Genomic DNA, 26490 nt, shown 5'->3' with positions numbered 1-26490 from the left:
ATCTGAGGCTAGAAGTAGATCTTGCCGCCGCCCCACTGGATGCCCTGAACCTTGGGGGACACCAGGATGTAGCCAGCCATCAGGCGCAGGTCTTCGTCGTCGAGGTCGCGCATTTTCACGAAGATGTCGCTGCTGCGCATGCTGGGGTGCACGTCAGCAATGCTGTATTCCCCGTCGTAGGAGGTGGGGTTCTTCATGTAGTCCACCAGGGCCTCAACGCTGTCCCGCGACGGCGTCGCCAGGGCCAGAGTTTCAGGGTCGAGGCCCACGTTCTGATTGGTTTTGGTGATGCCACCGGCGTGGCACTCGCCGCAGCTGCTGTTGAACACCTTGCGACCGGCCTTGATCTCCTGCTCGCTGAAGGTCACCAGGGTGCCGTCTGGCGTGGCGGGCACGGTGAGCTGCTCTGTGGTCCAGGCGGCTGCCAGAGCCGGGCTGCCGAAGCCCATGAACAGCAGCAGGGCAAGCATGGTTCGAGCAAGAACGCGAACCGCCTTGCGGAGGGCAGCCGAGGGGAAGGAGGAGGCCATTGGAAAAAGCCGGCGGGTAGGCGGTAAAGACCGCATCGGAGACCTTGTATCACGGGGAAAGGGCCCTCCGCAGCCGATTAACGCGAACTGTTGCAGGGCTAGGCCGTGGCTGGTTCGGATGGGGTGATGTCGATGCTGAGGAAATCCTTGGCCACCAGGGTGTTGGCAAAGATGGATTGGGCTTCCGCTACCAGGTCGTCGGGGGTCATCGGATTGCCTGGCATGTAGCGAGGGCTCAGGTGGGTGAGCACCAGTTGCTTGACGCCGGCCTCCAGGGCGGTTTGGGCCGCCATCGTGCTGGTGGAGTGCTGGCGCTGGTAGGCAAGCTCCGCTTCGGCGTGGGAAAAGGTGGATTCGTGGATCAGTAGGTCAGCGCCGCGGGCCAGCTCCACCGCCGCTTCGCAGAACACGGTGTCGGTGCAATACACAACGCTGACCCCCGGGCGATCGGGGCCGCAAAGGCTGGCGCCATTGATGATCCGGCCGTCTTCAAGGCTGATGTCGCGCCCAGCCTTGAGCTCGGCGTAGATCGGCCCTGGCGGGATGCCGAGGGCCTTGGCTCGCTCCACGTCGAAGCGGCCCGCCCGCGGCTTCTGATCGACCCGGTAGGCGTAGGCAGGCACCCGGTGGGTCAGCGGCGTGCAGCGCACCGTGAGGTCGTCGTCATCGAGGAGCAGGGCACCGCTCTCGGCAGCGGATCGCACCCGGTGGGTGCGAAGGGGGTAGCTGATCCGGGTGGAGGAGGTGCGCAGCACCCCTTCGAGGTAGTCGCGCAGGGGATCGGGGCCGTAGAGGTCGATGCCCGTGCAGGTGCCCGCCAGGCCGAGGCTGGCCAGCAGGCCGGGCAGGCCAAATACATGGTCGCCGTGCATGTGGGTGACGAAAATCCGCCGCAGCTGGCTCACCCGCAGATCGCTGCGCAGAAACTGGTGCTGGGTGCCCTCGCCGCAGTCGAACAACCACAGCTCGCTGCGCTGGGGCAGACGCAGCGCCACGGCCGAGACATTGCGGCCCCGGGTGGGCACACCTGAGCTGGTGCCTAAAAAGGTGACCTGCACGGTCGTGCTGCCTCTGGCGCATGTTGCCACGCCGGGCACAATGGGCCCCCTGAGTCGGGAGAAGCAGCCTCCGTGCCCGTATTGCGCTTTCCCCTGGTGTCTTTGCTGGCAAGCGCCCTGGTGCTGACCGGTGCTGCTCCGGGACAGCTGCGGGCCCAGCAGGCCAACCCGCAGGTGCGGGTGCTGTTGCTCGAAACGGTCAAGCTCACGCTGGCGGCGCCTCAGCAGCCCTTGGTTTTGCGGGCCGGTAGCCAGCGCTGGTCGCTGGCGCCGCTGGAGCCGGTGGTGTTGCAGCTGGCTGCCGGCAGCCTTGTGCTGGAACGAGCCGCCGGCGTGGAGCGACTGCCTGCAGTTAGAGAGCTCTGGCTGGAGCCGGCAGCCCAGTCCGCTGTCCCCCCGTTGGATTTGCAGTTCAGCCCCCAGGAAGGCGCCGATTTTCAGCTACAGCAGCGGGGCTATCGCGGCCGACTGCAGGTGCTTGTGGGTAGCTCATCCCTACAGGCCGTGAACCATGTGCCCCTCGAGGCCTACCTGCCCAGCGTGGTGGCCAGCGAGATGCCGGCGAGCTGGCCCCAGGCGGCCCTGCGCGCTCAGGCGGTGGCAGCCCGCACCTATGCCCTGCGTCAGCGCAAGCCGGCTGCCGCCTTTGACGTGAGCGCCACGGTTTCCAGCCAGGTTTACAAGGGTGTTGAGGCGGAAACCCCTTCAACCCGTCAGGCGGTTGTTAGCACCCGCGGCCAGGTGTTGATGTTTGGTCCCAGCCTGGCCAACGCGGTTTTTCACAGCAGCGCCGGTGGCAGCACCGAAAACAGCGGTGATCTCTGGAGCCAGCAGCTTCCGTACCTGGTGAGCGTGCCCGATTTTGATCAGCACAGCCCGGTGAACGCCTGGCAGTTGCGCCTGGAGCCCGAGCAGCTGCAGAAGGCGTTTGGCGAGATCGGCGGTGCCCAGCGCATCGATGTGCTCGCCACCACCGGCTCTGGTCGGGTGCGCCAGGCGCGGGTGACTGGCCCTGCCGGCACCCTGGTGCTCACCGGCGCCCAGCTGCGCAGCCGCCTGGGGCTCAAGAGCACCATGGTGCGCTTTGAGGTGCTGGCCCCACAGCTGGCGGCCCTGCCGGCCTTGCCGCCGCTGATGCCGCGGGCTGCCGACCAAAGTGGGCTAGCCGAGCCTGCCATCACCCCGGATCAGGGGCCCGTGCAACTGCCTCCGCCTTCGCTGCTGGCGATCGGCCGGGGCTTCGGCCATGGTGTGGGTATGAGCCAGTGGGGCGCCCACGGCATGGCCAACCGGGGCCAGAGCTACGAGCAGATCCTGCATCACTACTACCGCGGAACGGAGTTGCGCCACTACGTCAGCCCCTGAAGTTGGAGTTGCGCTGCCTCGTTGATGGGCCGGCCGTGGCTGCTGCGGTGGCGTCCCGCCTGCTGGAAGAGCGCCTGCAGCGGCCCCGGCTTCCCCTGGGACTGGCCACGGGCCGCACCATGGAGCCTGTCTACGCGGCCTTAGCCCAGCAGCTTGAGCAGCTCAGTGGGGCGCAACAGCAGGCGATACGCCAGGGCTGGCTGAGCTTCAACCTGGATGAATATGTGGGCTTGGCGGCCACCGATACCCGTTCCTTTGCGGCCTTCATGGCTGCCCGGCTGCAGCGCACCTTGGGGTTGCAGCCTGAGCAGGTGCTGCTGCCCGATGGCCTGGCGGCCGATCCCCAGGCTGAGGCCAGGCGCTACGGCTCCGCCCTCGCGGTTGCTGGTGGTGTGGGGCTGCAGCTGCTTGGTTTGGGCTTAAACGGCCATGTGGGCTTCAACGAGCCCCCCTGCGGAGCTCAAGCCCCCTGCCGCTGCCTGACCCTCAGCGCCGCCACCCGGACCCAGAACGCTGGTGCCTTTGGCGGCGATCCCGAGGCGGTGCCGGCCCAGGCGATCACGCTTGGATTGGCGGAGATCCTGGCGGCAGAGCGGATCCTGCTGGTGGTCACCGGGGCCAGTAAGGCTGCCATTTTGAAACGGGCTTTGCAGGAGCCCCCCTGCCCTGAGGTGCCAGCCAGCTGGCTGCAGCACCACCCCCGGCTGGAGGTGGTGGCGGATCGGGCGGCCCTAGGGACGTTCCTGCAGGGCAGGTAGCTGCCATTGCCCTGAAAGGGCCGACGGGCCTGGCCCATAGAGACGGCCCACGAAGAAGAAGGGCCCAGCAGGAGCCGGCAGCCAGTTGGAGACCTTGGCTGGGCCTGGGTTTTCATGCTGGAGATAGATCTCCAGGGAGCCATCTGCCCCCAGCTTCAGGCCCTCGGTGCGATCCCCGATCGAATAGCGGTTGATCGGATTGGCCACCAGCAATCGCTGGGGGAGTGAATACATCGTGATCGACCAGAACTCACTCACCGGCGGTAGCTGGCCGGCGGGGAAGCGCAGCACCCACTGGCGGCGGCCATCGAGCACCTTGCCGTCGGGGCCTTTCTGCTGAGTGGCGTAGAAGGCCTCGGAACTGCTGTTGCCGTAGATCCCCAGCATCGCCCCCATGGCCCGGTAGGTGAGGTAATCGCTCCCGAGTTCCTCGCGGGTGCCGAAGAAGCCCTTGGAACTGCTCTGGGCCAGGGCCTTGCTGCGCAGGTTGGTGGCGGCGGCGGCCACCCCGGCCTCGATGGCGCTGCGGGTGGCGGGAGTCAGTTGTTTGGGGTCAAAGGGCCGCCCCGGGCCGATGCCGATGCGGGCGAAGCGAGTCATCATCCCCTGCTCCGACGGCACGGTGGGCATGAACGGCAGCAGGGCGTTGAGGTAGCCGATGAAGCCGATTCCCTCGGCCTTTGCCGGATCCCAGGCGGGCCAGTTCACCGGCGGAGCGGGCTTGGGCGGCTTGGTCCCTTCGAAGCTCGAAAGGGGGATCAACTGGTATTTCGCCTGCAGCGCCTGAAGCGCTGGGATGTCCCCGGGCCCGTTGAGCTGGGTGCGGGTGAGGCTGCCTACGAAATCTGTCTCGGCGCGGAACACCTTGGTGATCCCCTTGGGCACGCTGCCCTGCCAACGGGGGCCGGCAAACAAATAGGTGCCGGCGCCGCGCCCCGTGGCCCGCACGCCGGTGTAGGCGAAGTTGTGGGTGTAGAGGTCGACCCACTGGTTTACGTAATAGCGGGGTGCCGGCACGGCTGGCAGCTTCAGCACGATCGGTTCAGCCCTTAGATCCAGCCAGGTCCAGGAATAGGGCGTGTCGTTGTTGGGGGTGACGATGTCGGTGTCGGCCGGGGTGGCGGAGCGGCTCTAATGACGGAATCGGTTGAAGCCGCCCACATAGCCCGGAAAGGCCTTGTTCTGAGTCTGGTTCCAGAAGGTCTGGTAGCCCTGCAGGGGGGCATAGGCGTAGAGCCAGGCCTCAGCGGCGATGGCCTTCGCTTCGGCGGGGGTGGGGGCTGGCGCCACAGAGGCGGCTAGGGCTGGTCCCGGCGCGGCGCTGGTCACTGCCATCAGGGCGAGGATCAGCCCCAGGCTTCTGGGCGGACGCTGGTTGCTGGTCTTCATGGCTGGATCGTCGTGATGTCGTTGAGTTGCCAGGTTTTGGCGAAATAGGGCTCGGTGGGGCCGTAGAAGCGGAAGTAGGCAAACCAGCCCTTGCCTGGAGTGGTCTGGATCCAGTTCTTGGCACCGGCAGGCCGGATTGGCCCGAAATCCACATCCACCGAGCCGTCGGCGTTGCTCGCCAGATCGGGCTTGCGGGAGCTGAGGTCGGCGGCCCCCTGGGGGGTGATCAGCGGGCCGCGGCTGAGGTTGTCGTAGAGGGTGATCGACCAGAACTGCTTCACCGGCGCATTGGCCGGCACGCGCATGCGATAGCTGCGGCCGCCGTCGAGCCATTGGCCCTTGGCATCTTTGGAGGCCTCCAGATACACCTGGCCGAAGCCCACCACCCGGCCCTGCATCCCCACCGACATTGCTATGGCCTCGTAGAACCAGGAGCTGCGTTCGTCGAACTGAACCCGCAGCTTGTCGGGGGATTCCTGATTCAGATCAAACAGGACGGCGTACTCCCAGTGCTTGCCGGGGTACACCGTGGCTCCAGGGGTGCGCTTGTCGTAGGCGATGGTGCGGGCCATCAGGTCACCCAGCTGGGCCCCCTCGCTGAGGATTCGTGCCTGCCGGGCCTCGGGCTTGAAAGGCTGGCCCGGCGCAATGCCCAGGGGCGACAGCATCCCAAACATCATCCGATCGCGGGGGGCGACGGGCTCATTGGCGTAAAGATCACTGAGCAGCCGCCAGTAGGAGAGATCGGCGGGTTGGGCCGACTGCCAGGGGCGCCCGCCCACCTCGCTGTACCCGGTGGCCGCTGGGTTGGTGCGTTCGTTCCAGCCGTAGAGACGGTGCTGGCGCACGGTGGCCTCGGCCACGGCCTTGTCCGGCGCCAGGCCCCGGGTGCCGAACCACACCTGGTTGCTTGGGGAGCGGAAGATGCGGTAGCCCGGGGCCACCACCTCCGGCCCACCGGGGGGAAGGATCAGGTACTTGCCGCCGGCGCCCTTGTCGGGCCCGGTCTGGCCCAGGTCGGTGATCGGCTGCTGCCAGATGTCGAGCACGCCGCCGGCGGTGAGCCCGGCCGGCACCTCCACCACCAGCGGCCCCTGCTTGGCCAGATCCCAGAAGCTGAAGGCGTAGAGGGTAGTGATGTTGGGGGTGAGCATCCCCGCCTTGTCCTGCAGCGTGCGGTAGAGCAGCACATCGCCGTTGCGCACGCCCATGGTTTTCGCCTGGGCGTCGTAGAGGGCCTTGAAGCCCACCGCGGGCAGGGCCCACAGGTAGCCCTGGGTGGCCCGCTGCAGGTCGAGGGTGTCGTAGAGCTTGCGGGCGGTGGCGGCCGTGGGGTAGCCGTTCTCCAGTTGCAGGCGTCCCAAAGCCGGCGTGTCCACGCTGGTTTTGGCTGAGGCGGTGGGTGCGGCCTGGGCCAGGGACGGGCTGCTCAGGGGGGCCAGCAGGGCCAGAATTCCCAGGGATAGCGCTGCGGGGCGGACAGGGGGCATTAAGCGGGGTGCTAGGGGGGTCGCGTACTAATTATTAGTGAGGAACCTCGCCGCTGTTTGCCGCCGAATCACACAAAGTCGTGTGGCGGCTGAACGATCAGCTAGTCACGATTATGTAAGGAATCTTTCTCGGCCTTGCCAATGACATCTAATCCAGCTCCGCCCGCTTCCGGTGTTCGCAAGATTCCGGTTCGGACTGCTCACGGCACGTTTGAGGTTTGGACACGTTGCAGCGGTGCAAGTCCAAACATCAAGCTATTGCTGCTCCATGGCGGGCCTGGCTGCACCCACGAGTATTTCGAGGTGTTTGATAGCTTTCTGCCCCAGGCGGGAGTCGAGCTCTATTTCTACGATCAGTTGGGTTCGCATCACAGCAGCCAGCCTGATCACGCTGATCTCTGGGAGATCGAGCGATTTGTCGATGAGGTGGAGCAGGTGCGCCAAGCCCTGGCTCTCGATGGCAACAATTTTTTCTTGCTCGGTCACTCCTGGGGCGGGATTCTGGCGATTGAGTATGCGCTGCGCCACCAGCAGCATCTGAAGGGATTAATAATCTCTAACATGGTTTGGAGTGTGCCCGAGTATAATCGTTACGCTGAAGAAAATTTTCTACGTCAACTGCCGGCGGGCGTTCTGGCCGAGCTCCAAGCCATCGAAGCTGCCGAGGATTACGACAACCCACGCTACATGGAGTTGTTGATTCCGCACCACTACGAGCACCATGTGTTGCGCCGACCCTATGCGCAATGGCCCGATTCGGTTCTGCGTGCATTTGAGCACCTCAATCCGAAGGTCTACATCCCCATGCAGGGCCCCAGTGAGCTGGGCGCGCGTGGCAAGTTGGCCCAGTGGGATCGCAGGGCTGACCTATCACGGATTCAGGTTCCCACTCTCACCATTGGTGCCGCCCACGACACCATGAATCCCCAGCAGATGGCGGCTATGGCCAAGGCTCTGCCGCGGGGTTCCCATCTCCACTGCCCGAATGGAAGCCATATGGCGATGGTTGATGACCAGGTGGTTTATATCCAGGGTCTGATCGATTTTCTGCGGCGGGTTGATGCCCAAACGATTCGAGAGGATCCTTAAGTGGGTTAGCCACTGCCTAGAGCAGTTGCTTGGCACCGCTGCTCTTAGCCCATCACCGCCGCCAGCAGCCCCTCGTCGGCCTCCAGGTTGCTGGTAACGCTGCGCCCATCTTCCAGGTCCTCGAGGGCATCAAGCATGCGCAGGCAGGCACGCAGAGTTTCGGCGTCGCTTAGGGGGCAGGCGGTCTGGGGAATCCAGCGGTGTTCCCAACCCACCACTACCCAGTCTTGGTGCCGCAGGCCGTCCTGCAGGGCTTCCAGGTCTGCGAAGTTGCCGAACACCTCCAGCCCCCCTTCCTCAAGAGGGCTGTAGCCGAGGGCGGCGGGTCCGCCCTGCTCCTCCAGGGCCAGCAACCCCTCCAGCAGAGTTTCTTCATCGATGGCTTGGCCATCCCCGGCGGCGAGCTGCACCACCGAGCGCTGCTCAAACAGGTAGCCCACACAGCCGGTCTCGCCCAGGTTGCCGCCATGCTTGCCGAAGGCCAGGCGCACCTCGGCGGCAGTGCGGTTGCGGTTGTCGGTGAAGGCCTCCACCAGCACCGCCACGCCACCGGGGCCGTAGCCCTCGTAGCGCACCGCCTCAAAGGTTTCGCCAGCGCCACCGCCTTGCCCTGAACCTTTGGCGATGGCTCGCTCGATGTTGGCGTTAGGCACACCTGCGGCTTTGGCCTTCTCGATGGCGGTGCGCAGCTGGAAGTTGCCGGCGGGGTCGGCCCCGCTTCGGGCCGCCACCATGATCTCCCTGCCAAGCCGGGTGAACACGGCGCCGCGTTTGGAATCCACCACGGCCTTGGTGCGTTTTATCTGGGCCCACTTGCTGTGGCCGGCCATCGGGGTGCGGGGGGAGAGGAGCGAGGGGCTAGCCGGTTGCGTTGAACACCAGCTTGGGCTGCAAGAGGCCGCCTTCACTGGTGCGAGCCATGCCGGCCAGGTTGCCATCCGGCCCCAGCACCGCCACGGGCTCTCCTTTCTCCAGCGACAGCCCATGGTCAAGGGCGCGGCCGCAGCGCCAGCCTTCAAGTTCCGCATCGAGCAGCTGCCGTTGGGGTAGGTGCCCCAGAGCTGCCAGCGGATTCAGCAGGTCGGGCAATGGCGCCTGATCGAGGGCTTCCAATGGCACGGCCTGTTTGAGGCCAAAGCCAAGAGCCTCGGTGCGGCGCAGCCTCGCCAGGGCACCACCGCAGCCCAGCGCCTCGCCAAGGTCGCGGGCTAGGGAGCGGATGTAGGTGCCGGCTGAGCAGTGCACCAGCAGCTCCAGTCTGGCGGTGGCGGCATCCCAGCCCAGCAGCTCCAGCCGCTGGATTGTGACCGCTCGGGGGGCCAGCTCGACCTGCTCGCCCTGGCGCACCAGGGCATAGGCCCGCTGACCCTCCACGTGCACGGCTGAAACCTGGGGCGGCACCTGGTCGATCGTGCCACGAAAGGCTGCCAGGGCCGCCTCCAGATCCGACGCCACCAAAGCTGGCACGGCAAAGCGGGCCAGCACCTCTCCCTCCAGGTCGTCGCTGACGGTGCTCACTCCCAGTTGGACGACGCCTTGATAGGTCTTGTCGCCCTCCAGGTAGGGCAGTAGCCGGGTGGCGGGGCCTAGGGCGATTGGCAGCACCCCGGTGACTGCTGGATCCAGGGTGCCGCCATGGCCCACCCGCTTGAGCTTGTAGGCGCGCCGCACCCGGGCGACACAGGCGTGGGAGGTGAGTCCCGCCGCCTTGTCAAGCACCAGAAAGCCGCAGGGCTGGTCAGCCATGGATCGGAGCGTCACCCTTGCAGCGTCCCATGTTCAGCTCCAATGACCCTGCTGCAGCGCCGTGACCTGGCGTTTCTGGTGCTGGCTGGGATCTTCCTGGGCACCATGGGCATGCTCAACATTCTTGGCCTCACCCGCTTTCTGCAGTTGGGCACGATTGGCTCCTGGCCGATCGTGGTGGCGGTGGGGGCACTGCCCTATCCGATCACCTTTCTCTGCACCGACCTGATCAGTGAGCTGTGGGGCGAGCAGAAGGCCTCCCAGCTGGTGTGGGTGGGTCTGCTGCTAAACGGCTGGATTGTGCTGATCCTTTGGCTTGGCGGCATCCTGCCGGGGCTGGCAGGCGCGCCCGATGCCACCTTTTTTGAGGTGCGCCGGCTCGCCTTCGGCGCGGTTGGCGCCTCGATGGTGGCTTACCTGGCGGCCCAGTTCACCGACGTGCGCCTATTCCATTTCTGGAAGCGCCTCAGTGGGGGCAAGGCCCTATGGCTGCGCAACAACGGCTCCACCCTGGTTAGCCAGCTGGTGGATACCAGCGCCGTGGTGCTGATCAGTCACTACGCCAGCCATGTGCTGCCGGTGCGCCCCGGCGAGCCGGTGGTACCCCAGCTGGCCTCCTTCATCGCCAGTGGCTACCTGTTCAAACTTGTGGCAGCCCTGGCTGACACCCTGCCCTTCTATGGCCTGGTGGCCTGGCTGCGGCGCTGGTTAGAGGTGCCGGGAGAAGGGGCTGAACTAGTGGAAGAGGCCCGTATCGGGGCTGGCTCCTAGGTTGACGCTCATCTAAAGAGCATGGCAAGGCATGGGCGCGGCAGGGGAGCTGGAGTTGGGGGTGGAGCGGTTCTTGGCTGATGGCTTCGCCCTGCGCCCCCAGTTGGCCAGCTTCCTCGACATTTCTCCCGAGGAGCTGGAGCGCCGCCTGCCCAGCAGCACCGACGACCTGGCCGCCCTGCACCCCGGTGCCTTTGATCCAGACCAGGCGGGTCGCTTTTATGAAGACACTGTTGGCACCGGCCATCTGCTGGAGTTGGCGGCCTGGCACCTAGGCAGCGCCGACTACATCGCTGACACCCTGCGGCTGCAGCAGCGCTTTGCCCGCGGTCAGGTGCTCGACTTCGGCGGCGGCATCGGCAGCCATGCCCTGGCCGCGGCGGCTCTTCCCGAGGTGGAGCGGGTGTGGTTTGTGGATCTCAATCCCCACAATCGCGCCTTTGTGCAGGCTCGCGCTGCCGAGCTGGGCTTGGGCGCCAAGTTGAGCTGCTATCGGGATATGGATGATCCAGCCCTGCCCGGGCGCTTCGACACGATCGTTTGCCTGGATGTGCTGGAGCATCTGAGCGATCCTGCCGCCCAGCTGGCCCTGTTTGCCGAGCGCCTCGCCCCAGCCGGCATCGCCCTACTTAACTGGTATTTCTTCAAGGGATTTCAGGGCGAGTACCCCTTTCACTTCGATGCCCCAGAGCTGGTGGAGGCTTTTTTCCGCACTCTGCAGAGCCGCTTTCTCGAGGTGTTTCACCCCTACCTGATCACGACCCGGGCCTACCGATTGGCCTGAAGGGCAGGTAGCCCGGGGCATAAAAAAGCCGGCGGAGATCCGCCGGCAGTAAGGAATCGCTTTAAGGGCCTGGGGCCGATTCAGGCGATGGCAACATTGATGCGCTTACGGTTGCGCAGGCCGCGCTTGATGCTCTCGAAGTTGACTACGCCATCAACTAGGGCGAACAGGGTGTCGTCGGAGCCGCGGCCAACATTGACCCCGGGCAGCACGGAGGTGCCGCGCTGGCGAATCAGGATGGAGCCGGCGCACACGGTTTCACCGCCGTAGCGCTTGACGCCGAGGCGCTTGGAGTTGGAATCGCGGCCGTTGCGCGTGGAGCCTGTGCCTTTCTTATGGGCCATGGATCGGGGGTATCAGCTAGTGGAAATGGAAATTGGAGAGGGGCGGTAAAAAAAGCTCAGGCCAGAGCCTTGCCACCTAAGGAAATCGATTCGACCATCACGCGGGTCAACTCCTGACGGTGACCGTTTTTGCGCCTGGTCTTTTTCTTAGGGCGCATTTTGTAAATGATGATCTTGGGGCCGCGGCGATGGGCCATCACCTTGAGCTCAACACTGGCTCCTTTTACGTACGGCTGGCCCAGGGTCGTGGTTTTGCCGTCGTTGACCAGCAACACGTTGTCGATGGTCAAGGTGCCGTCGACATCGATGCCAAGGCGGTCGAGGTCGTAGTAGCGGTTCGGCTGCAGCCAGAATTGTTGGCCTGATGCCTCAACAATGGCGTAGGCGCCACTGGTGGGGGCGTCTTGGGAAGCGGCCGGTTCGGCGCTGCTCTTGGCTGCGGATTCGGTGGTAGGGCTCATGGCGGCAGGAGCGTGGCCAGGCTGACGTAGCACTTTTTGAGCCAAGGTTTTCAATAAACCCTGACCTAAAAATGGCTTAGCGTCATTCGGCCTGGCGCACAATCGAAAAACAAACAATAATCCTCTCGCCCGGCCCTCCCTTTCGTCAACATTCAGGGGCCTTTCCCGCGGGTTGCCCCGCTGCCAACGCGGTCCATGCCCGAACCGGCCCTCACCATCGCTTCTCTGATCCGAGATCCCCGCCTGCAGCAAGCATGCTCTCGCTGGCTGGTCGGGGGGCGTTGCCGCATGGTCTGGGTTGATCCCTCTACCAACCCCCTGGTGGAGCTAGAGCAGCGACGGGAGGAATTCGACGCCGTGCTGCTGGAGCAGGGGGGGCTCAGCCCAGATGACTGCCGCGCCTTTGGGGATCTGGGACTGCTGATGCCGGCGGTGGTGATCGGGGGCGTGGGAGGGAAGATCGAACTCCATGAAGCGGAGGTGCACCTGCCCCCCGATCAGCTTGAACAGCTCAGCTACAGCCTGGATGCGGCTGTCTCCCGCTATTTACGTGAAGGCCTGGCCGGCTCCGAGAGCTCCCCTGCTGGCCAGAGCACCGAACCCCCCGACCGCTGGAAGCTGGCCAACCGGTTGAAGGGCCGCGTCGGCTTTGTTGGGGTTTTCTACAAGCGTGATCCAGCCCGCTTTCTACGTAACCTGAGCGAGCGGGAGCGCGAAGAGCTGATCCATTCTCTAGAGCGCACCTATCGAGACCTGCTACTCAGTTATTTCCGGGATCCGGCGGCGGCAAACCAGGCCTTGGAAAGTTTCGTCAATACGGCTTTTTTCAGTGATTTACCCATTACTAAAACTGTTGAGATTCACATGAATCTCATTGATGGCTTCTCCAAGCAGCTCAAGCTGGAAGGGCACAAGAACGATTTCCTCCAGGAATATCGACTGGCCCTGCTCGATGTGATGGCCCATCTCTGCGAGATGTACCGCCGCTCCATTCCACCCGATGCGCCTTTGACTGGTTTGCCGGTCCAGGCGTCCGGCCAGCCCAAGACGGCTTGAACCAGGAGGTTTCTTAACCATGACTCCACGCAAGACCTACATCCTCAAGCTCTACGTGGCGGGCAATACGCCCAACTCGATGCGTGCCTTGAAAACACTGCGGAATATTCTGGAAACGGAATTCCGGGGCGTATATGCCTTGAAGGTGATTGATGTCTTGAAAAATCCTCAGCTGGCTGAGGAGGACAAGATTCTCGCAACCCCCACCTTGGCCAAGATCTTGCCGCCGCCTGTGCGCCGCATCATCGGCGATCTCTCCGATCGGGAGCGGGTGCTGATCGGGCTTGATTTGCTCTACGAAGAGCTTAGTGAGGAGGTTTTGGAAGAGGAACTATGCGACGCCGACGGCATGGCAAATCCGTCGGTTTCGGTTCCTACAGATCCTCTCCCTTCTCTTGAGCCGCTGCCCTGAGTAGTTTTTCTTCAGAACTCTTCCCTCGATGCAGGAACCAAGCCCCACTAGCAACCCTCTGATGCAGGTACAGAAGCTCCCGACTGGGATCGAGGGCTTCGACGACGTGTGCCATGGCGGTTTGCCCATCGGCCGCTCCACCCTGATCAGCGGCACCTCAGGCACCGGTAAGACGGTGTTTTCTCTTAACTTCCTATACAACGGCATTCGTCAGTACAACGAACCGGGAATCTTCGTAACCTTTGAAGAGTCGCCCCTAGATATTCTGCGTAATGCGGCAAGTTTTGGTTGGGATCTGCAAGAGATGGTGGAGCAAGACAAGCTCTTTATTCTTGACGCCTCGCCGGATCCGGAAGGCCAGGATGTGGCGGGGAGTTTTGATCTGTCCGGTTTGATTGAGCGGATTAATTATGCAATTCGTAAGTACAAAGCCCGTCGGGTGGCTATTGATTCGATTACGGCTGTATTTCAGCAATACGACGCGGTTTCCGTGGTGCGTCGGGAGATATTCCGCCTTATTGCCAGGTTGAAGGAAATTGGTGTCACCACGCTGATGACCACCGAAAGGATCGATGAATACGGTCCGATTGCTCGCTACGGGGTTGAAGAATTTGTTTCCGACAACGTTGTGATTCTCCGCAACGTGCTGGAGGGGGAGCGGCGGCGCCGCACCGCGGAGATTCTCAAGCTGCGCGGCACCACCCACATGAAGGGCGAGTTCCCTTTCACGATGGGTAGCCACGGCATCAGCGTTTTCCCGCTGGGAGCCATGCGCCTCACCCAGCGATCCTCAAATGTGCGGCTCAGCTCCGGCGTTCCCAGGCTCGACGAGATGTGCGGCGGAGGCTTCTTCAAGGATTCGATCATCTTGGCCACCGGTGCCACGGGTACGGGTAAAACCCTGCTGGTATCCAAATTTGTCGAGGATGCTTGTCGCTCTAAGGAGAGAGCAATTCTGTTCGCTTACGAGGAGTCCCGTGCCCAGCTGCTTCGCAATGCCACCAGTTGGGGTATCGATTTTGAGCAGATGGAGCAGGACGGCCTGCTCAAGATCATTTGCGCCTATCCCGAGTCCACGGGTTTGGAAGATCACCTCCAAATCATCAAAACCGAAATAGGCCAGTTCAAGCCATCGCGGATGGCGATCGATTCCCTAAGTGCCCTAGCCAGGGGCGTGAGCCACAACGCCTTTCGGCAGTTTGTGATTGGCGTTACTGGTTATGCCAAGCAGGAGGAGATTGCCGGCTTCTTTACGAACACCTCCGAGGAGTTCATGGGTAGCCATTCGATCACCGACTCCCATATCTCCACAATCACCGACACGATCCTGCTGCTCCAATACGTGGAGATCCGCGGTGAGATGGCCCGTGCCTTGAATGTGTTCAAAATGCGCGGTTCCTGGCACGACAAGGGCATCCGTGAATTCGTGATCACAAGCAATGGCCCTGAGATCAAGGATTCCTTTTCCAACTTCGAGCGCATCATCTCCGGGGTGCCCCACCGGATCACCACCGACGAGCGCAGCGAGCTCTCCCGTATCGCCCGCAGCGTCGCCGCCGACGAGATTTAAATCTCGGCCTGGTCGTAGCGGCGGCGCTCGGCCAGTAACCGCAGTTCGTCCGTGTCGGAATTCTCTAGGGGTAGGTCAAACCAGAAGGTGCTGCCCACCCCTAGGGCGCTGGCCATGCGCACCTGGGTGCCGTGTTTTTCGAGGTTGCCACGCACAATCGATAGGCCTAGGCCCGTGCCAGCTTCGGTGTGCACCGCGTTTTCAACTCGATAAAAGCGATCAAAAATGCACTCCTGGTCTGCATCCGAGATGCCGCAGCCGCTGTCGGCGATTTCGATTCGAATCCGGGGTAGGGGTGAGGTGAGATCGCAGCTGGGGCTGTCCCTGCTGGGTTCGTTGCCCGGAGTTAGCACGCAGAGATCGGGCCAGGGGTAGGCCCGTAATTGCAGCCGCCCACCCTTGGGGGTGAATTTGAGGGCATTGCCCACCAGATTGTCGAACACCTGCAGCAGCAGGTCCCAGTTGCCCAGGATGCGCGGCAGCTGGGGATCAGCTTCAAAGGCCAGGGAGACGCCCTTTTCATCGGCATTGAGGCGGTAGGTGCGCAGGATCTGCTCGATGGCTGGGGCCAGCTCCAGCGGTTCTAGGTTCCACTCCCGCTCCGACTCCAGCCGGGATAGGTCGAGTACGTCGTTGACAAGTCTGGTGAGCCGGTCGGCTTCGGCGTTGGCGATCCCCAGAAATTCGCGCTTTTCCTCTTCGCTGAGCTGGTCGCCTAGGTCGTGGAGGGTTTCCACGTAGCTCTTGATGTTGCACAGCGGCGTGCGCAGCTCGTGGGAGACATTGCTGATGAAGCGGCTCTGGGCGGCATTGAGCTCCACCTCGCGGGTTAGGTCTTGGATGGTCATGGCGATGCCCTTGAGGCTTTCGCCGCTGGCATCACTCACCGACTGCAAAACGATGCGCAGGGTGCGGATCGGTTCGCCAAAACTGCAACGCACATCGGCGCTGTCTCGGTCGCGGCAGGTCACGCTGTCGAGGGCTGGCTGCACCTCCATCGCCAGCCTTTCCGGCAGCTCGGCAATCAGGTCGTTGCCCTCGAGGTTGCGGCCCTCCCAGCGGAACAGCCGACGGGAGGTGGGGTTGGCCAGCACAATTGCGCCCTCGGCATCCAGCAGCACCGCCCCATCGGCCATCTTGGCGATCAGGGACTGCTGCTTCACCTGGGCGGCGGTGAGCTCCTCGATGTTTGCTGCCTTGTAGTCCTCCAGCTGGGAGGCCATGGTGTTGAAGCCGTCGAGCAGCTCCCCTAATTCCCCGCCCACCGGCAGGGCCAGCCGGGTCTCGAAGTTGCCGCCAGCGATCGAGCGCACCCCCTGCAGCAGCTCTTTCACAGGGCGCGTGATGGTAAGGGCATTGAAAACTGCCCCCAAAATCACCAGCACCCAGATTGAGATGAACACAGCCACTGTCACCTCCCGGGTGAGGGCGGCACTGGTGAGCAGGGTTTCGTTTGGATTGATACCCAGGGCCAGCACGCCGAGATAGCGGCCGTCACTCACCATCGGCACAAACACATCGGTCACCTGGCCGCCTGGGCTTAGGTGCTGGCGGATCAGGGGCGTGTCAGGCCGTTTCTGTAGGTCTGCGGGCAATTCGAGTCGGCGGCTGAGCAGCAGCTCGCTGCTGCCAGAGCTGGCACCGATCGGAATGCCTAGGTAGATCACCCCTTCTGGATCGGCGAAAAAGATGTAGCGAAGACTGCGGCTGGAGCGCCAGAAACGATCTGCTACTGCCGCCAGCTCCCGGTCGTTGCCCTCAGCCACCAGGGGCGTGATGTTGGCCGAGAGCAGCAGGCCTAGGTCTCGGGCGTAGCGGGTATCGCTCAGCTGGGCATCTCTCTGGATGCCATTGAGGGCCAAAAAGGTGATGCCCGTCATCAGCAGGCTCACCACCAGGGTGGCCACAGCCAGCAGCTTGGTCTGCAGGCTGAATTCCGCCCACCAGCGGCCCATGGCCTGGCGCCAGCTCATCGGCTGCGCACCTGATGGCCGATGTCGCGGCGGAAGGCCATGCCCTCAAAGTGCACTTGGGCTAGCCCGGCGTAGGCCCGCTCGAAGGCGGTGTCAAAATCGTCGGCCTGGGCCACCACCGCCAGCACCCGGCCGCCGCTGGTTAGGCAGCGGCCGTGGTCATCACGGCGGGTGCCGGCATGGAACAGCTGCAACTGGTCGGTGGGCTGCAGGGCGCTTGCGATGGGGTCGCCGCGGCGCAGCTCACCTGGGTAGCCCTCCGCAGCGGCGATAACGCAGGCACTGCAGCCGGGATGGATGGTGAGGGCTGGAGCTTGGTCGAGGTTGCCGTTGGCGCAGGCCAACAGAATTTGGGCTAGCTCCGGCCCCAGCAAGGGCATCAGGGTTTCGCACTCCGGATCGCCGAAGCGGCAATTGAATTCGATCACGCTCGGTCCGGCTGCGGTGAGCATCAAGCCGGCGTAGATCACGCCGCGGTAGTCGATGCCTCGAGCTCTCAGGGCAGCCACGGTGGGCTCAAGCACCCGCTGGCGCACCTCTTCTAGGCCGGCCGCATCCAATAGGGGAGCCGGGGCGTAGGCGCCCATGCCGCCGGTGTTGGCGCCTGTGTCGCCCTCGCCGATGCGCTTGTGATCCTGGGCAGTGGGCAGCAGCACCATGCGCTGGCCATCGCAGAGGGCGAATACGGACACTTCGGGACCAACGGTGCGCTCCTCCAGCACCAGGGAGACGCTTGTCAATTCGGCGCCAGCATCCTTGGGCCCTGCGCTGAAGCGGCCGGCAAAAATTTCCTCGATGGCGGCGCGTGCTTCCTCAACGCTTTCGGCCACCGTGACGCCTTTGCCGGCGGCCAGGCCATCGGCCTTCACCACCAGGGGGCGCCCCTGGGCCGTCAAAATTTGCAGAGCTTGTTCGCGGCTGTTTGCAGCCCAGTAGCCGGCGGTGGGAATGCCGGCCTCCTGCATCAGCGCCTTAGCCCACTGCTTACTTGCCTCCAGCTGCGCCCCATCTGCCCCCGGGCCGAAGCAGGGGAATCCCGCAGCGCGCAAGCTGTCGGCCAGGCCTGCAGCCAGGGGGGCTTCTGGACCCACCACCACCAGTTCAATTGCCAGGTCGCGGCAGGCTGCCTCTAGCCCGTTGTGGTCGGATTCGGCGATGGCCAGTTGCTGGCAGCCCGGTAGGTCGCAGCTGCCCCCATTGCCAGGGGTAATCCAGACCGCCTCAACCCCTGGCGAGCGGGCCAGGGCCCAGCCCAGCGCGTTCTCGCGGCCACCCGCGCCGATCACCAGGATCCGCGCGGGTGTTGGACAGGAGGCAGGGGGCATGGGCCGGAAGCGAGGTGGGGAGTGAGCGAAAGCTCTTCTAAGTTGAAACGTGGTGCGGGGGGCTGCCAGGCCCTGTTTCTAGACATGCCGGCAATACCAGCGCCATTCTCGCCCCGGGCCCGGCTGTTCCTGATTTTTGGGGCTGCGCTGGTGGGCCTTATGGCCGCCGCGCCTGCCGCAGAAGCGCAAGCCAAGAACAGGGCCGACAGCGCGGATCCAGCCCTGATTGCCCTGCTGCGCGATGGAGATCTCAATGCCCTCGACGCCGCCTGCGTCAATGCCGCGCGGCGCAGCGATGGGCCGCTGTTGCGCCAGCTGCAACAGCGGCTGCTCACGATCCACCCAGCGCCCCAGCCTCTTGTGGTGGTGCTGGCTAATGCCCACAGCCTGTTGAGCTGCCAGGCGCCTGACGGGGCCCTGCAGGTGCTGGCGCGGGTGGGGCCGGCACCGGGCGCTGAGCGGACCCAGTGGCTGGTGCTGCAGTGGCGCGCTGCCCAGGCGGGACTGCACCACCAGCTGGCGGCCGATGCCCTCGTGCGGCTTGCGGCTGGAAACCTTGGGCAGCTGGCGTTGCTGGAGTTGCCGGTGGGTCAGCGTCAGGACGGCACCCCGATCAATCGCCCAGCCCTGGATCTGTTGGCGGGCCATCTGGAAAGCCTGGGTCAATGGCAACGGGCCGCTGAGGTGTTGGTCAGCAGCGCCCAGCCCGGTGCGGCCACGGCGGCCCGGCTGGCTAAGGCGGTGGCGCTTTCCGGAGCACTCCCAGCTCTTGAGCAGGACCGGCTCCTGGAGCTTGCCCTCGAGCAGGCGGCGTCCTCAGGCAGCTGGGGGCTGGTAGCTGAGATCCTCGATCAGCAGCTGGCCCTGGCCGGTAGTACTCCGGAGCAGGTCGCCCGGGCAACGGAGCGGCGCCTGCGCCTTAGTTCCCGTATCGACGATGCCTACGGTGAGTGGATGTTGCAGCGGCGGGATCCAGCTGCCCTGTCCCGGCAGGGTGATCTGGAGCGTCAACTTCGCTCCCCCCGCGCCCCTGGTGGCCATGCCGCCGCATCGCAGTCCCCCGATCCCCAGCCATGACGGCCTACAACCTTGGTGCCCTGCTTTACGAAGGCAAGGCCAAACGGGTATTTGCCACAGATCAGCCCGACTTGGTAGCGGTCGAATACAAAGACGATGCCACCGCGTTCAATGCCCTCAAAAAGGCCCAACTGGCAGGGAAGGGACAGTTGAACTGCCGAATTTCGGCTTTGCTTTTTGAGCATCTCGCCGCACGGGGCATCCCCACCCACTACCTCGGAGTGGAAGGCAGCCGCTGGATGCTGGCCCGTCCAGTGCGGGTGATCCCGATTGAAGTGGTGATCCGCAACGTGGCTGCGGGGTCGCTTTGCAAGCAGATGCCCATCGCGCCAGGCACGCCGCTGGAGCCACCCTTGCTAGATCTCTATTACAAAGATGATGGCTTCGGAGATCCCCTGCTCACCGAGGCCCGCCTTGAGCATTTGGGCTTGGTTACCCCCGATCAGCGCCGCCAGTTGGAAGAGCTGGCCCGTCAGGTGAACCGGGAATTGCTGGCCCTGTTTGATTCAGTCGGCTTGCAGCTGGTCGATTTCAAGATCGAATTGGGGCATACGGCCAGTGGTGAATTGGTGGTTGCTGACGAGATCAGCCCTGATACATGCCGTCTTTGGGATCGGGCGGTACTGGATTCTCAGGACCGGATTTTGGACAAGGATCGATTCCGACAGGATTTAGGCGGCGTTGTCGAGGCATACGGGGAGGTCCTCAAACGGGTCCAAGGGGCCTGTCCTCCACCCAGGGTCTACCGGTAAGGTCAGCCCAATTTGCGGCCTGTCCGCTCCGCTATCCCTTCCCCATGGCTGGTTTGCTGAGTTTGAAGGCTGTTTGGCCCCTGATGGGCGCCGCCCTCCTCTCGGCGACCCCGGCCCTGGCCCAACCTGCCTCACAGCAGGTGGACAATCCTTTAGCGGAGCCTGCCACCCAGGCGCCTGCCAGCCAGGAGCCTGCGCCCGCCCAGCCGATCCCCCAAACACCATTCCCAACTCAGGCCGCTCCGGTAGCCGAGCCTGCTGCCAAAGCTGAACCCAAGGTTTTGATCGCCGAGGTGGCGATCGAAGGCCTCCAAGACCACCCCGAACGGGAACGGCTGGAGCTGGCTGCCTATGCCGCGATGGCGGCCACCCCAGGCTCGCGGGTGACCCGCAACGAGCTCCAGACAGACCTTTCAGCGATCTACGCCAGCGGCTGGTTTTCCGATGTGCGGATCCAGCCCGTAGATGGTCCGCTGGGCGTGCGGTTGGTGGTGGTGGTGGTGGCCAACCCGGTGCTGCAGCAGGTCAAGCTCGATCCAGCCGACCTGAAGTTGCCGGAGCAGGTGGTTAAGGACACCTTCGCCGCTGACTATGGCAAAACCCTCAACCTCAACACCCTGCAGACCCGCATGCAGGAGTTGCAGCGCTGGTACGCAGATCAGGGCTACTCCCTGGCGCGGATCACCGGTCCTAGTCGGGTGAGTCCGGAGGGGGTCGTGGAGCTGCTGGTGCGCCAGGGCACCGTTGAGGGGGTTGAGGTGCAGTTCCTCAACAAGGAAGGCTCCGCTACCAACGACAAAGGCGAGCCAATTCGGGGCAAGACCAAGCCCTGGGTCGTGACCCGCGAGGTGTCCCTCCGCCCTGGACAGGTGTTCAACCGGCGCGAGCTGGAGGAGGACATCAAGCGCATCTATGGCACGGGCCTTTTCAGTGATGTGAAAGTGACTCTCAAGCCGGTGCCGGCCGAGCCTGGCAAGGTGGTGATTGTGCTTGGCATTGTTGAGCAGTCCAGCGGTTCTTTGTCAGGCGGCCTGGGTTACAGCCAGAGCCAGGGCGTGTTTGGTCAGATCCAGTTGCAGGACAGCAACCTGTTTGGCCGCGCTTGGGACCTCGGTACCAACATTTCCTACGGCCAGTACGGCGGCCTTGGCGATATCACCTTTACAGATCCTTGGATCAAGGACAACAAATACCGAACTTCCTTCCGGGCTCGCCTCTTCTTCAGTCGGGAAGTGCCTCAGTTATTCCAGAACGAGAACAATTCCTTCACTTATGAGTTGCAGAATTTTGATGGATCCGACTTTGACGTAGTCACAAGTCGAACCGTCATTAATAATGGCACCGAAGCTGTAACCACGAATTTTGATACTGTTGCGATTCAGCGTATCGGCGCTAATATTCAGTTTGTGCGACCCCTAAATGGTGGCAACCCTTACAAGAAAGCTCCCTGGAACCTGATTCTCTCGTTTGGCGGGCAAGAAGTTACGCCGATGGATTTTTCCGGTAGTAAATATTCCTATGGGGTAGTTGGTGCAACGACATCTCCCGATATTGTTCCAAGTAATCAGGTCATTTGCCTAGCCTTTAATTGTGCTTCTGAAAACCAGTTGGTGAGTTTTCGGGTCGGGGCTACTTACAGCACTCTTAATGACCCACGTAATCCCACTAAGGGTAACTTTTTGAGTATCGGCACGGAGCAATTTATTTCGGTAGGCGAGAATTCACCCACCTTCAACCGCGTTCGCGGCAGTTTCACCCACTACATACCTGTGGAATGGTTGAAGATCTTCAAGGGCTGCCGGCCTAAGCCCGGTGAGACCAAAGACTGCAAGCAGGCACTGGCTTTCCAGGTTTCGGCTGGATCGTTGGTGGGCAGTGATATTCCGCCCTATGAGGCTTTCTGCCTGGGTGGTGGCAATTCCGTACGCGGTTATTACGATTGCGATTTGGGAGTTGGCAAAAGTTTTGCTGAAGCCACGATTGAATATCGCTTCCCCATTTTCAGCATCATTAGTGGTGAAATCTTTTTTGATGCTGGCACCACTTTCGGGAGCCAGGCAGACATCCCTGGTAACCCTGGTGGCCTGCTTGGTAAGAAAGGTGAGGGATATTCGCCTGGAGTTGGTTTAATCGTGACAACGCCAGTGGGGCCCCTGCGCCTTGAGGTTGCCACCCAGGATTTCTCCAGTGATTGGCGCTTCAACTTGGGTGTGGGCTGGAAGTTCTAGTGGCGCAATGGCCAAGTGACTATTCCGGTGCCTGGACTCTGAGCCAGTCGGTGCAACGGGAGGGTGTGGGCTTGCACAGCGGCCAGCAGGCCCAAGTGCGCTTACAGCCATCACGGCGCCCGGGCTACTGGGTGGGATGGCTGGATGCACCGGAGCTCCCCTTGATTCGTTTGGCGCCGGATTACGTAAGTGAAACTCAGCTTTGTACGGCTTTGCGGCTAGACCAACGCCGTTTAGCTACGGTTGAGCATCTGCTGGCTGCCCTGGCTGGCACCGGTGTTACCCAAGCTGAAATCCTCGTGAGCGGCGAGGAGATCCCCTTGCTGGATGGATCGGCCCTGCCCTGGGTAGAGGCGCTAGATGAGGCGGGGCTGGAAGCTCTGCCCTATGCATCGGCGCCTCTAGAGCTTGAGTTGCCGCTCACTGTTAGTAGTGGCGTCAGTTTTGCCACTGCCCTGCCCCACTCCGGCTTGCGGGTAGGTGCGGCAATTGAATTCGCCGATGCGGCCATTGGCCGCCAGCTGTTTTCACTTGATTTGTCACCGAGCACTTTTGTTGAGCAGATCGCCCCGGCACGCACCTTTGGATTGCGCTCTCAGGTGGACCAGCTGCTGGCAGCTGGCCTGATCCGGGGCGGCTGCCTTGAAAACGCCCTTGTTTGTGACGGCGACAGCTGGTTAAATCCGCCGCTGCGGTTTGTGGAGGAACCGGTGCGCCATAAAATCCTGGACTTGTTGGGAGACTTGGCGCTGATCGGATTGCCTCGAGCCCAGGTTTTCGCCTACCGCGGCTCCCACGGGCTCCACACCTCTTTGGCTGCGGCCTTGGCCGGCCTGGCCAAATCTTCTACCTCCAGTTCTTTCGCCAGTTGATGCCCTTGTCTGACGCCAGCCCACCGCTTTCTGATCCCGCCGCGCCGGCGTCTTTGGATCCCACAGCTGCGGTGATCCTCACCAGCGAGCAGATTCAGGGACTGCTGCCCCACCGCTATCCCTTCGCCCTGGTGGATCGGGTGATTGAGCATGAGCCGGGTAAACGCGCTGTGGCGATCAAGAACGTCACCCTCAATGAACCTCAGTTTCAGGGCCATTTTCCCGGTCGCCCCCTGATGCCGGGAGTGTTGATCGTTGAGGCCATGGCCCAGGTGGGCGGGTTGATCGTTACCCAGATGCCCGATCTGCCCAAGGGCTTATTTGTGTTTGCTGGCATCGATGGGGTGCGGTTTCGTCGTCCGGTGGTCCCTGGCGACCAGCTGGTAATCACCTGTGAGTTGCTGAGCCTCAAGCGCCGCCGTTTCGGCAAGGTCAAGGCAGAAGCCAGAGTGGATGGTCTGCTGGTTTGCTCCGGGGAACTGATGTTCTCGCTGGTGGACTGATGGCAACGACCATCCATCCCACGGCTGTTGTCGATCCCAAAGCTCAGCTGGCTGACGGAGTTGAAGTTGGGCCCTACGCCGTGATCGGCCCCCAGGTGGAGCTTGGTGCCGGCTGCCGCATCGGCCCCCATGTGGTTCTCGATGGTCGGGTGCGCATGGGCCGCAATAACCGCATATTTCCCGGGGCCTGCATCGGCCTCGAACCCCAGGATCTGAAATACACGGGGGATCCCACCGAGGTGGTGCTTGGCGACGAGAACACCATCAGGGAGTGCGTCACTATCAATCGGGCCACCACTGGCAACCAGCAAACACGGCTTGGTAGCGGCAATTTGCTGATGGCCTATTGCCACCTGGGCCACAACTGCGAATTAGGCGACCGGATCGTGATCGCCAATGGGGTGGCCGTGGCCGGCCATGTTGTTATAGGCGATCGGGCTGTGATTGGCGGTGTACTTGGTATTCATCAGTTCGTTCATATAGGAACCCTGGCCATGGTGGGGGGTATGAGCCGTATCGAGCGAGATGTACCGCCGTTCACCATGGTGGAGGGCCATCCCTCCCGTGTCAGGGCCCTCAACAAGATCGGTCTGCGGCGCAGCGGTCTGTTCGATCAGGACGGCGGCCAACAATTCGAGCAACTCAAACAGGCCTGGACCCTGCTCTACCGCAGTGGCATCACCCTGGCTGAAGCACTAAGCCAGTTGCGCTCCCAGCCCCTAGGAGGTGCTGCAGACCAGCTGTGCAGTTTCCTAGAGGCCTCCATTGGCCCCTCCCGCCGCGGGCCTATCCCGGGGACGCGCTGATGCTGCGGTTGCTGGTGAGCACCGGTGAGGTGTCTGGGGATTTGCAGGGATCGCTGTTGGTAAAGGCTTTGCACGAGGAGGCCCGGCGACGCCAGCTCGATCTCGAGATCGTGGCCCTTGGAGGCGAGCGCATGGAGCGCGCCGGTGCGGCACTGCTTGCTAACACCACCCGGATGGGTGCCATCGGCTTGCTGGAGGCGATTCCCTTTGTGTTGCCGACCCTGAGGTTGCAGCGGCGCTTGAAGCATTGGTTTCGCCGCGACCCTCCCGATGGCGTGGTGCTGATCGACTACATGGGCCCCAATGTGAGCTTGGGGCTGCGGCTCAAACGCAGATTTCCCAAGGTGCCCGTCACTTACTACATAGCCCCGCAAGAGTGGGCATTCAAATTCGGCAACGGCGGCCGCTCCAATCTGATCAGCTTCACAAATCAGATCCTGGCGATTTTTCAGGAGGAGGCCCGCTTCTATCGCTGTCGTGGCGCCAATGTCACCTATGTGGGCCATCCTCTGCTGGACACCATCGGTGAAGTGCCAAGCCAGCAGGAGGCCCGCCGTCAGCTTGGGCTGCGCGGTGATGCGCCAGTGCTGCTGCTGATGCCGGCATCGCGGCGCCAAGAGATCCGCTACATGCTGCCCTACATCGTGGCGGCGGCTGCCGAGCTGCAGCGCCAGCTGCCCGAGTTGCAGGTGGTGGTGCCGGCGGGATTGCCAGGTTTCGAGGCCCATCTGGCGCGGCAACTTGGCCAGGCAGGGGTGCGGGCGGAGATCATTGCTGCCACTGATTCAGACCAGCTCAAGGCCTGCCTCTGCGCTGCTGCCGATTTGGCCCTGGCCAAATCGGGCACGGTGAATCTGGAGCTGGCCCTGCGGGGTGTGCCCCAGGTGGTGGTGTATCGGGTCAGTAGGGCGACAGCCTTTGTGGCCCGGCACATCCTGCGGTTCAGCGTGCCCCACATTTCCCCAGTAAATCTGGTGCTAGGAGAGCGGCTGGTGCCGGAGCTGCTGCAGGAGGACCTCACTGCTGCGGCAATCGTGCGAGAGGCCTTACCCCTGCTTGAGCTTGATGTCAGCTGTGGGGCACGCCAAACCATGCTGGATGGATATCGGCGGCTGCGATTGGAACTTGGGGAGCCGGGCGTCACCCAGCGGGCAGCATCCGCCATCTTTGACCAGGTACTGGAAGCTCGATGAATACCCGCCCCCCCTCTCTTGGGGCCCGCCCCCTGGCCTGGCTGCTGAGCCTGCTGTTCCTGATTTGCCTAGCCCTGGCCCCATCACCTGTTATGGCTGCAAATGCGCCTCAGGAAGCGGTGCTTGCGGGCGGCTGCTTCTGGTGTTTGGAACACGACCTTGAAAAGCTCCCAGGGGTTTTGGACGCTCAGAGTGGTTACAGCGGTGGCGCCGGAGCTAACCCCACTTACGGCCAGGTATCGGCTGGGGGAAGCGGCCACCAGGAGGTGGTGCGGGTGCGGTTCGATCCCGCTCGGATCAGCTACGGCGCCCTGCTGCGCTCCTACTGGCGCAACATTGATCCCTTAGATGGTGGCGGCCAGTTTTGCGATCGCGGCAGCTCCTATCGCCCGGTGATTTTCACCAGTGGCTCCGATCAACAAAATCAGGCCCAGGCAAGCCTGCGCTCGGCCGCCGCCGAGCTGGGCCGTCCGGTCGCAGCCCTGAAGGTGCAGATCAAGCCGCTGAATCGCTTCTGGCCTGCGGAGGCCTATCACCAGAACTACGCGGAGCTCAACAGCGTCAAATACAACTACTACCGCTGGGCTTGCGGCCGGGATCGGCGGCTTGATTCGGTGTGGGGCAAGCGCGCTCGCAGTGGGGCGGCTTGGGCTTCTGGCAGCAAGTCCTGACTAGGCGGTAACTCCCGTGGGAGCGTAAGCAGCTGGGAATTGCGGCAATTCCTAGGAAAATCTAAAGAAGCAGGGGTCCTAGTGGTCGACTAATTGCTGTTATGGAGCGGCTTTCCGCCCTTTAAGGGCAAGTTAGGACTGACTAACATTCTGTCAATTACGTGAGCAGTCCTGTATGTATCTGCTGACCATCCGAGACGGTTTGAATACCCGTCATGTTGGGCCCTACCTAAGTCCGAAGCAGGCTGCTGACGACCTTGATCGCCT

Annotated in this window: 27 protein-coding genes and 1 pseudogene; 16 read left to right on the top strand and 12 right to left on the bottom strand. The window is 62.9% G+C overall.

Features of this window, described 5'->3' with window-relative positions; all coding sequences use genetic code 11:
* Positions 1-8 precede the first annotated feature (8 nt).
* Positions 9-530, bottom strand: coding sequence for a photosystem II cytochrome c-550 (psbV, locus tag KBY85_RS01530; RefSeq protein ID WP_254959816.1), 522 nt, complete (start codon positions 528-530; stop codon positions 9-11).
* Positions 531-628: 98 nt separating this feature from the next.
* Complete coding sequence (rnz, locus tag KBY85_RS01525; RefSeq protein ID WP_254959892.1) at positions 629-1588, bottom strand: ribonuclease Z; 960 nt, start codon at positions 1586-1588, stop codon at positions 629-631.
* A 72-nt stretch (positions 1589-1660) separates the two neighbouring features.
* Here rnz and KBY85_RS01520 point away from each other — a divergent pair, with 72 nt between their 5' ends.
* Positions 1661-2953: a SpoIID/LytB domain-containing protein gene (locus KBY85_RS01520; RefSeq protein WP_254959815.1), complete on the top strand. Its 1293-nt coding sequence runs from the start codon at positions 1661-1663 to the stop codon at positions 2951-2953.
* A 2-nt stretch (positions 2954-2955) separates the two neighbouring features.
* Entirely contained in the window at positions 2956-3711 is a 756-nt protein-coding gene (locus KBY85_RS01515; protein WP_255021670.1) for a glucosamine-6-phosphate deaminase, read from the top strand.
* Here the strand turns inward: KBY85_RS01515 and KBY85_RS01510 are convergent.
* The 4 genes and pseudogenes from KBY85_RS01510 to KBY85_RS01495 form a co-directional block, all read right to left on the bottom strand.
* Positions 3685-4098 (bottom strand): DUF1214 domain-containing protein, encoded by a 414-nt coding sequence (locus tag KBY85_RS01510; RefSeq protein WP_254959890.1) that lies wholly within the window; start codon positions 4096-4098, stop codon positions 3685-3687. The two genes, KBY85_RS01515 and KBY85_RS01510, sit on opposite strands and share 27 nt — an antisense overlap.
* A gap of 378 nt (positions 4099-4476) precedes the next feature.
* Positions 4477-4824 (bottom strand): annotated as a pseudogene (locus tag KBY85_RS01505) (DUF1254 domain-containing protein); the annotation flags it as partial.
* Positions 4825-4842: 18 nt separating this feature from the next.
* Complete coding sequence (locus KBY85_RS01500; RefSeq protein WP_254959814.1) at positions 4843-5100, bottom strand: hypothetical protein; 258 nt, start codon at positions 5098-5100, stop codon at positions 4843-4845.
* Positions 5097-6590 carry a DUF1254 domain-containing protein gene (locus tag KBY85_RS01495; protein WP_254959813.1) on the bottom strand — a complete coding sequence of 498 codons (1494 nt, stop codon included), beginning with the start codon at positions 6588-6590 and terminating at the stop codon, positions 5097-5099. The genes KBY85_RS01500 and KBY85_RS01495 overlap by 4 nt, the downstream gene beginning before the upstream one ends.
* Positions 6591-6731: 141 nt before the next feature.
* Between KBY85_RS01495 and KBY85_RS01490 the strand changes: the two genes are divergently transcribed.
* Positions 6732-7679, top strand: coding sequence for a proline iminopeptidase-family hydrolase (locus KBY85_RS01490; protein ID WP_254959812.1), 948 nt, complete (start codon positions 6732-6734; stop codon positions 7677-7679).
* 44 nt (positions 7680-7723) lie between these two features.
* Here the strand turns inward: KBY85_RS01490 and KBY85_RS01485 are convergent, their stop codons facing one another.
* Both KBY85_RS01485 and truB read right to left on the bottom strand, forming a co-directional pair.
* Positions 7724-8509: a YebC/PmpR family DNA-binding transcriptional regulator gene (locus KBY85_RS01485; protein WP_254959811.1), complete on the bottom strand. Its 786-nt coding sequence runs from the start codon at positions 8507-8509 to the stop codon at positions 7724-7726.
* Between the two features lie 28 nt (positions 8510-8537).
* Positions 8538-9425, bottom strand: a complete 888-nt coding sequence (truB, locus tag KBY85_RS01480) for a tRNA pseudouridine(55) synthase TruB (RefSeq protein WP_254959810.1) — start codon at positions 9423-9425, stop codon at positions 8538-8540.
* 42 nt (positions 9426-9467) lie between these two features.
* On the opposite strand from truB, the gene KBY85_RS01475 reads away from it, so the two are divergent.
* Both KBY85_RS01475 and KBY85_RS01470 read left to right on the top strand, forming a co-directional pair.
* Complete coding sequence (locus tag KBY85_RS01475) at positions 9468-10196, top strand: queuosine precursor transporter (protein ID WP_254959809.1); 729 nt, start codon at positions 9468-9470, stop codon at positions 10194-10196.
* 31 nt (positions 10197-10227) lie between these two features.
* Entirely contained in the window at positions 10228-10980 is a 753-nt protein-coding gene (locus KBY85_RS01470) for a bifunctional 2-polyprenyl-6-hydroxyphenol methylase/3-demethylubiquinol 3-O-methyltransferase UbiG (RefSeq protein ID WP_254959805.1), read from the top strand.
* An 80-nt stretch (positions 10981-11060) separates the two neighbouring features.
* Here KBY85_RS01470 and rpmA read toward each other — a convergent pair whose 3' ends face one another.
* Positions 11061-11324 (bottom strand): 50S ribosomal protein L27, encoded by a 264-nt coding sequence (rpmA, locus tag KBY85_RS01465; protein ID WP_106502291.1) that lies wholly within the window; start codon positions 11322-11324, stop codon positions 11061-11063.
* A gap of 56 nt (positions 11325-11380) precedes the next feature.
* Positions 11381-11785, bottom strand: coding sequence for a 50S ribosomal protein L21 (gene rplU / locus KBY85_RS01460; RefSeq protein WP_254959804.1), 405 nt, complete (start codon positions 11783-11785; stop codon positions 11381-11383).
* A gap of 195 nt (positions 11786-11980) precedes the next feature.
* Between rplU and KBY85_RS01455 the strand changes: the two genes are divergently transcribed.
* The 3 genes from KBY85_RS01455 to kaiC are packed head-to-tail and all read left to right on the top strand — an operon-like array spanning position 11981 to position 14823.
* On the top strand, positions 11981-12841 hold the full coding sequence (locus tag KBY85_RS01455; RefSeq protein ID WP_254959803.1) for a circadian clock protein KaiA: 861 nt from the start codon (positions 11981-11983) through the stop codon (positions 12839-12841).
* Between the two features lie 19 nt (positions 12842-12860).
* Positions 12861-13253, top strand: coding sequence for a circadian clock protein KaiB (gene kaiB / locus KBY85_RS01450; protein ID WP_241518179.1), 393 nt, complete (start codon positions 12861-12863; stop codon positions 13251-13253).
* A gap of 28 nt (positions 13254-13281) precedes the next feature.
* Positions 13282-14823, top strand: a complete 1542-nt coding sequence (gene kaiC, locus KBY85_RS01445; protein WP_254941012.1) for a circadian clock protein KaiC — start codon at positions 13282-13284, stop codon at positions 14821-14823.
* Here kaiC and nblS read toward each other — a convergent pair.
* Together nblS and purD are read right to left on the bottom strand one after the other, a co-directional pair.
* Positions 14820-16796, bottom strand: coding sequence for a two-component system sensor histidine kinase NblS (gene nblS, locus KBY85_RS01440; protein ID WP_254941013.1), 1977 nt, complete (start codon positions 16794-16796; stop codon positions 14820-14822). The genes kaiC and nblS overlap by 4 nt on opposite strands.
* The gene (gene purD / locus KBY85_RS01435) at positions 16793-18121 is read right to left on the bottom strand and encodes a phosphoribosylamine--glycine ligase (protein WP_254959802.1); all 1329 of its coding nucleotides are present in this window, start codon (positions 18119-18121) and stop codon (positions 16793-16795) included. The genes nblS and purD overlap by 4 nt, the downstream gene beginning before the upstream one ends.
* A gap of 84 nt (positions 18122-18205) precedes the next feature.
* Between purD and KBY85_RS01430 the strand changes: the two genes are divergently transcribed.
* The 8 genes from KBY85_RS01430 to msrA are packed head-to-tail and all read left to right on the top strand — an operon-like array spanning position 18206 to position 26223.
* Positions 18206-19198 carry a hypothetical protein gene (locus KBY85_RS01430; RefSeq protein ID WP_254959801.1) on the top strand — a complete coding sequence of 331 codons (993 nt, stop codon included), beginning with the start codon at positions 18206-18208 and terminating at the stop codon, positions 19196-19198.
* Entirely contained in the window at positions 19195-19950 is a 756-nt protein-coding gene (gene purC / locus KBY85_RS01425; protein WP_254959800.1) for a phosphoribosylaminoimidazolesuccinocarboxamide synthase, read from the top strand. Before KBY85_RS01430 ends, purC begins: the two co-directional genes overlap by 4 nt.
* Before the next feature lie 44 nt (positions 19951-19994).
* Positions 19995-22178: a BamA/TamA family outer membrane protein gene (locus tag KBY85_RS01420; RefSeq protein ID WP_254959799.1), complete on the top strand. Its 2184-nt coding sequence runs from the start codon at positions 19995-19997 to the stop codon at positions 22176-22178.
* On the top strand, positions 22178-23050 hold the full coding sequence (gene lpxC / locus KBY85_RS01415) for a UDP-3-O-acyl-N-acetylglucosamine deacetylase (RefSeq protein WP_254959797.1): 873 nt from the start codon (positions 22178-22180) through the stop codon (positions 23048-23050). Before KBY85_RS01420 ends, lpxC begins: the two co-directional genes overlap by 1 nt.
* On the top strand, positions 23050-23553 hold the full coding sequence (fabZ, locus tag KBY85_RS01410) for a 3-hydroxyacyl-ACP dehydratase FabZ (RefSeq protein WP_396121795.1): 504 nt from the start codon (positions 23050-23052) through the stop codon (positions 23551-23553). The genes lpxC and fabZ overlap by 1 nt, the downstream gene beginning before the upstream one ends.
* Positions 23553-24359 carry an acyl-ACP--UDP-N-acetylglucosamine O-acyltransferase gene (gene lpxA, locus KBY85_RS01405; RefSeq protein WP_254959796.1) on the top strand — a complete coding sequence of 269 codons (807 nt, stop codon included), beginning with the start codon at positions 23553-23555 and terminating at the stop codon, positions 24357-24359. The genes fabZ and lpxA overlap by 1 nt, the downstream gene beginning before the upstream one ends.
* Entirely contained in the window at positions 24359-25552 is a 1194-nt protein-coding gene (gene lpxB / locus KBY85_RS01400; RefSeq protein WP_254959795.1) for a lipid-A-disaccharide synthase, read from the top strand. Before lpxA ends, lpxB begins: the two co-directional genes overlap by 1 nt.
* Complete coding sequence (gene msrA, locus KBY85_RS01395) at positions 25549-26223, top strand: peptide-methionine (S)-S-oxide reductase MsrA (RefSeq protein WP_396111842.1); 675 nt, start codon at positions 25549-25551, stop codon at positions 26221-26223. The genes lpxB and msrA overlap by 4 nt, the downstream gene beginning before the upstream one ends.
* The last annotated feature ends 267 nt before the right edge of the window (positions 26224-26490 follow it).

Source organism: Cyanobium sp. BA5m-10 (assembly GCF_024346255.1).
Lineage (GTDB): Bacteria > Cyanobacteriota > Cyanobacteriia > PCC-6307 > Cyanobiaceae > Cyanobium_A > Cyanobium_A usitatum.
The sequence above is the reverse complement of the archived record's forward strand: the minus strand, read 5'-3'. Positions and strand labels throughout refer to the sequence as shown.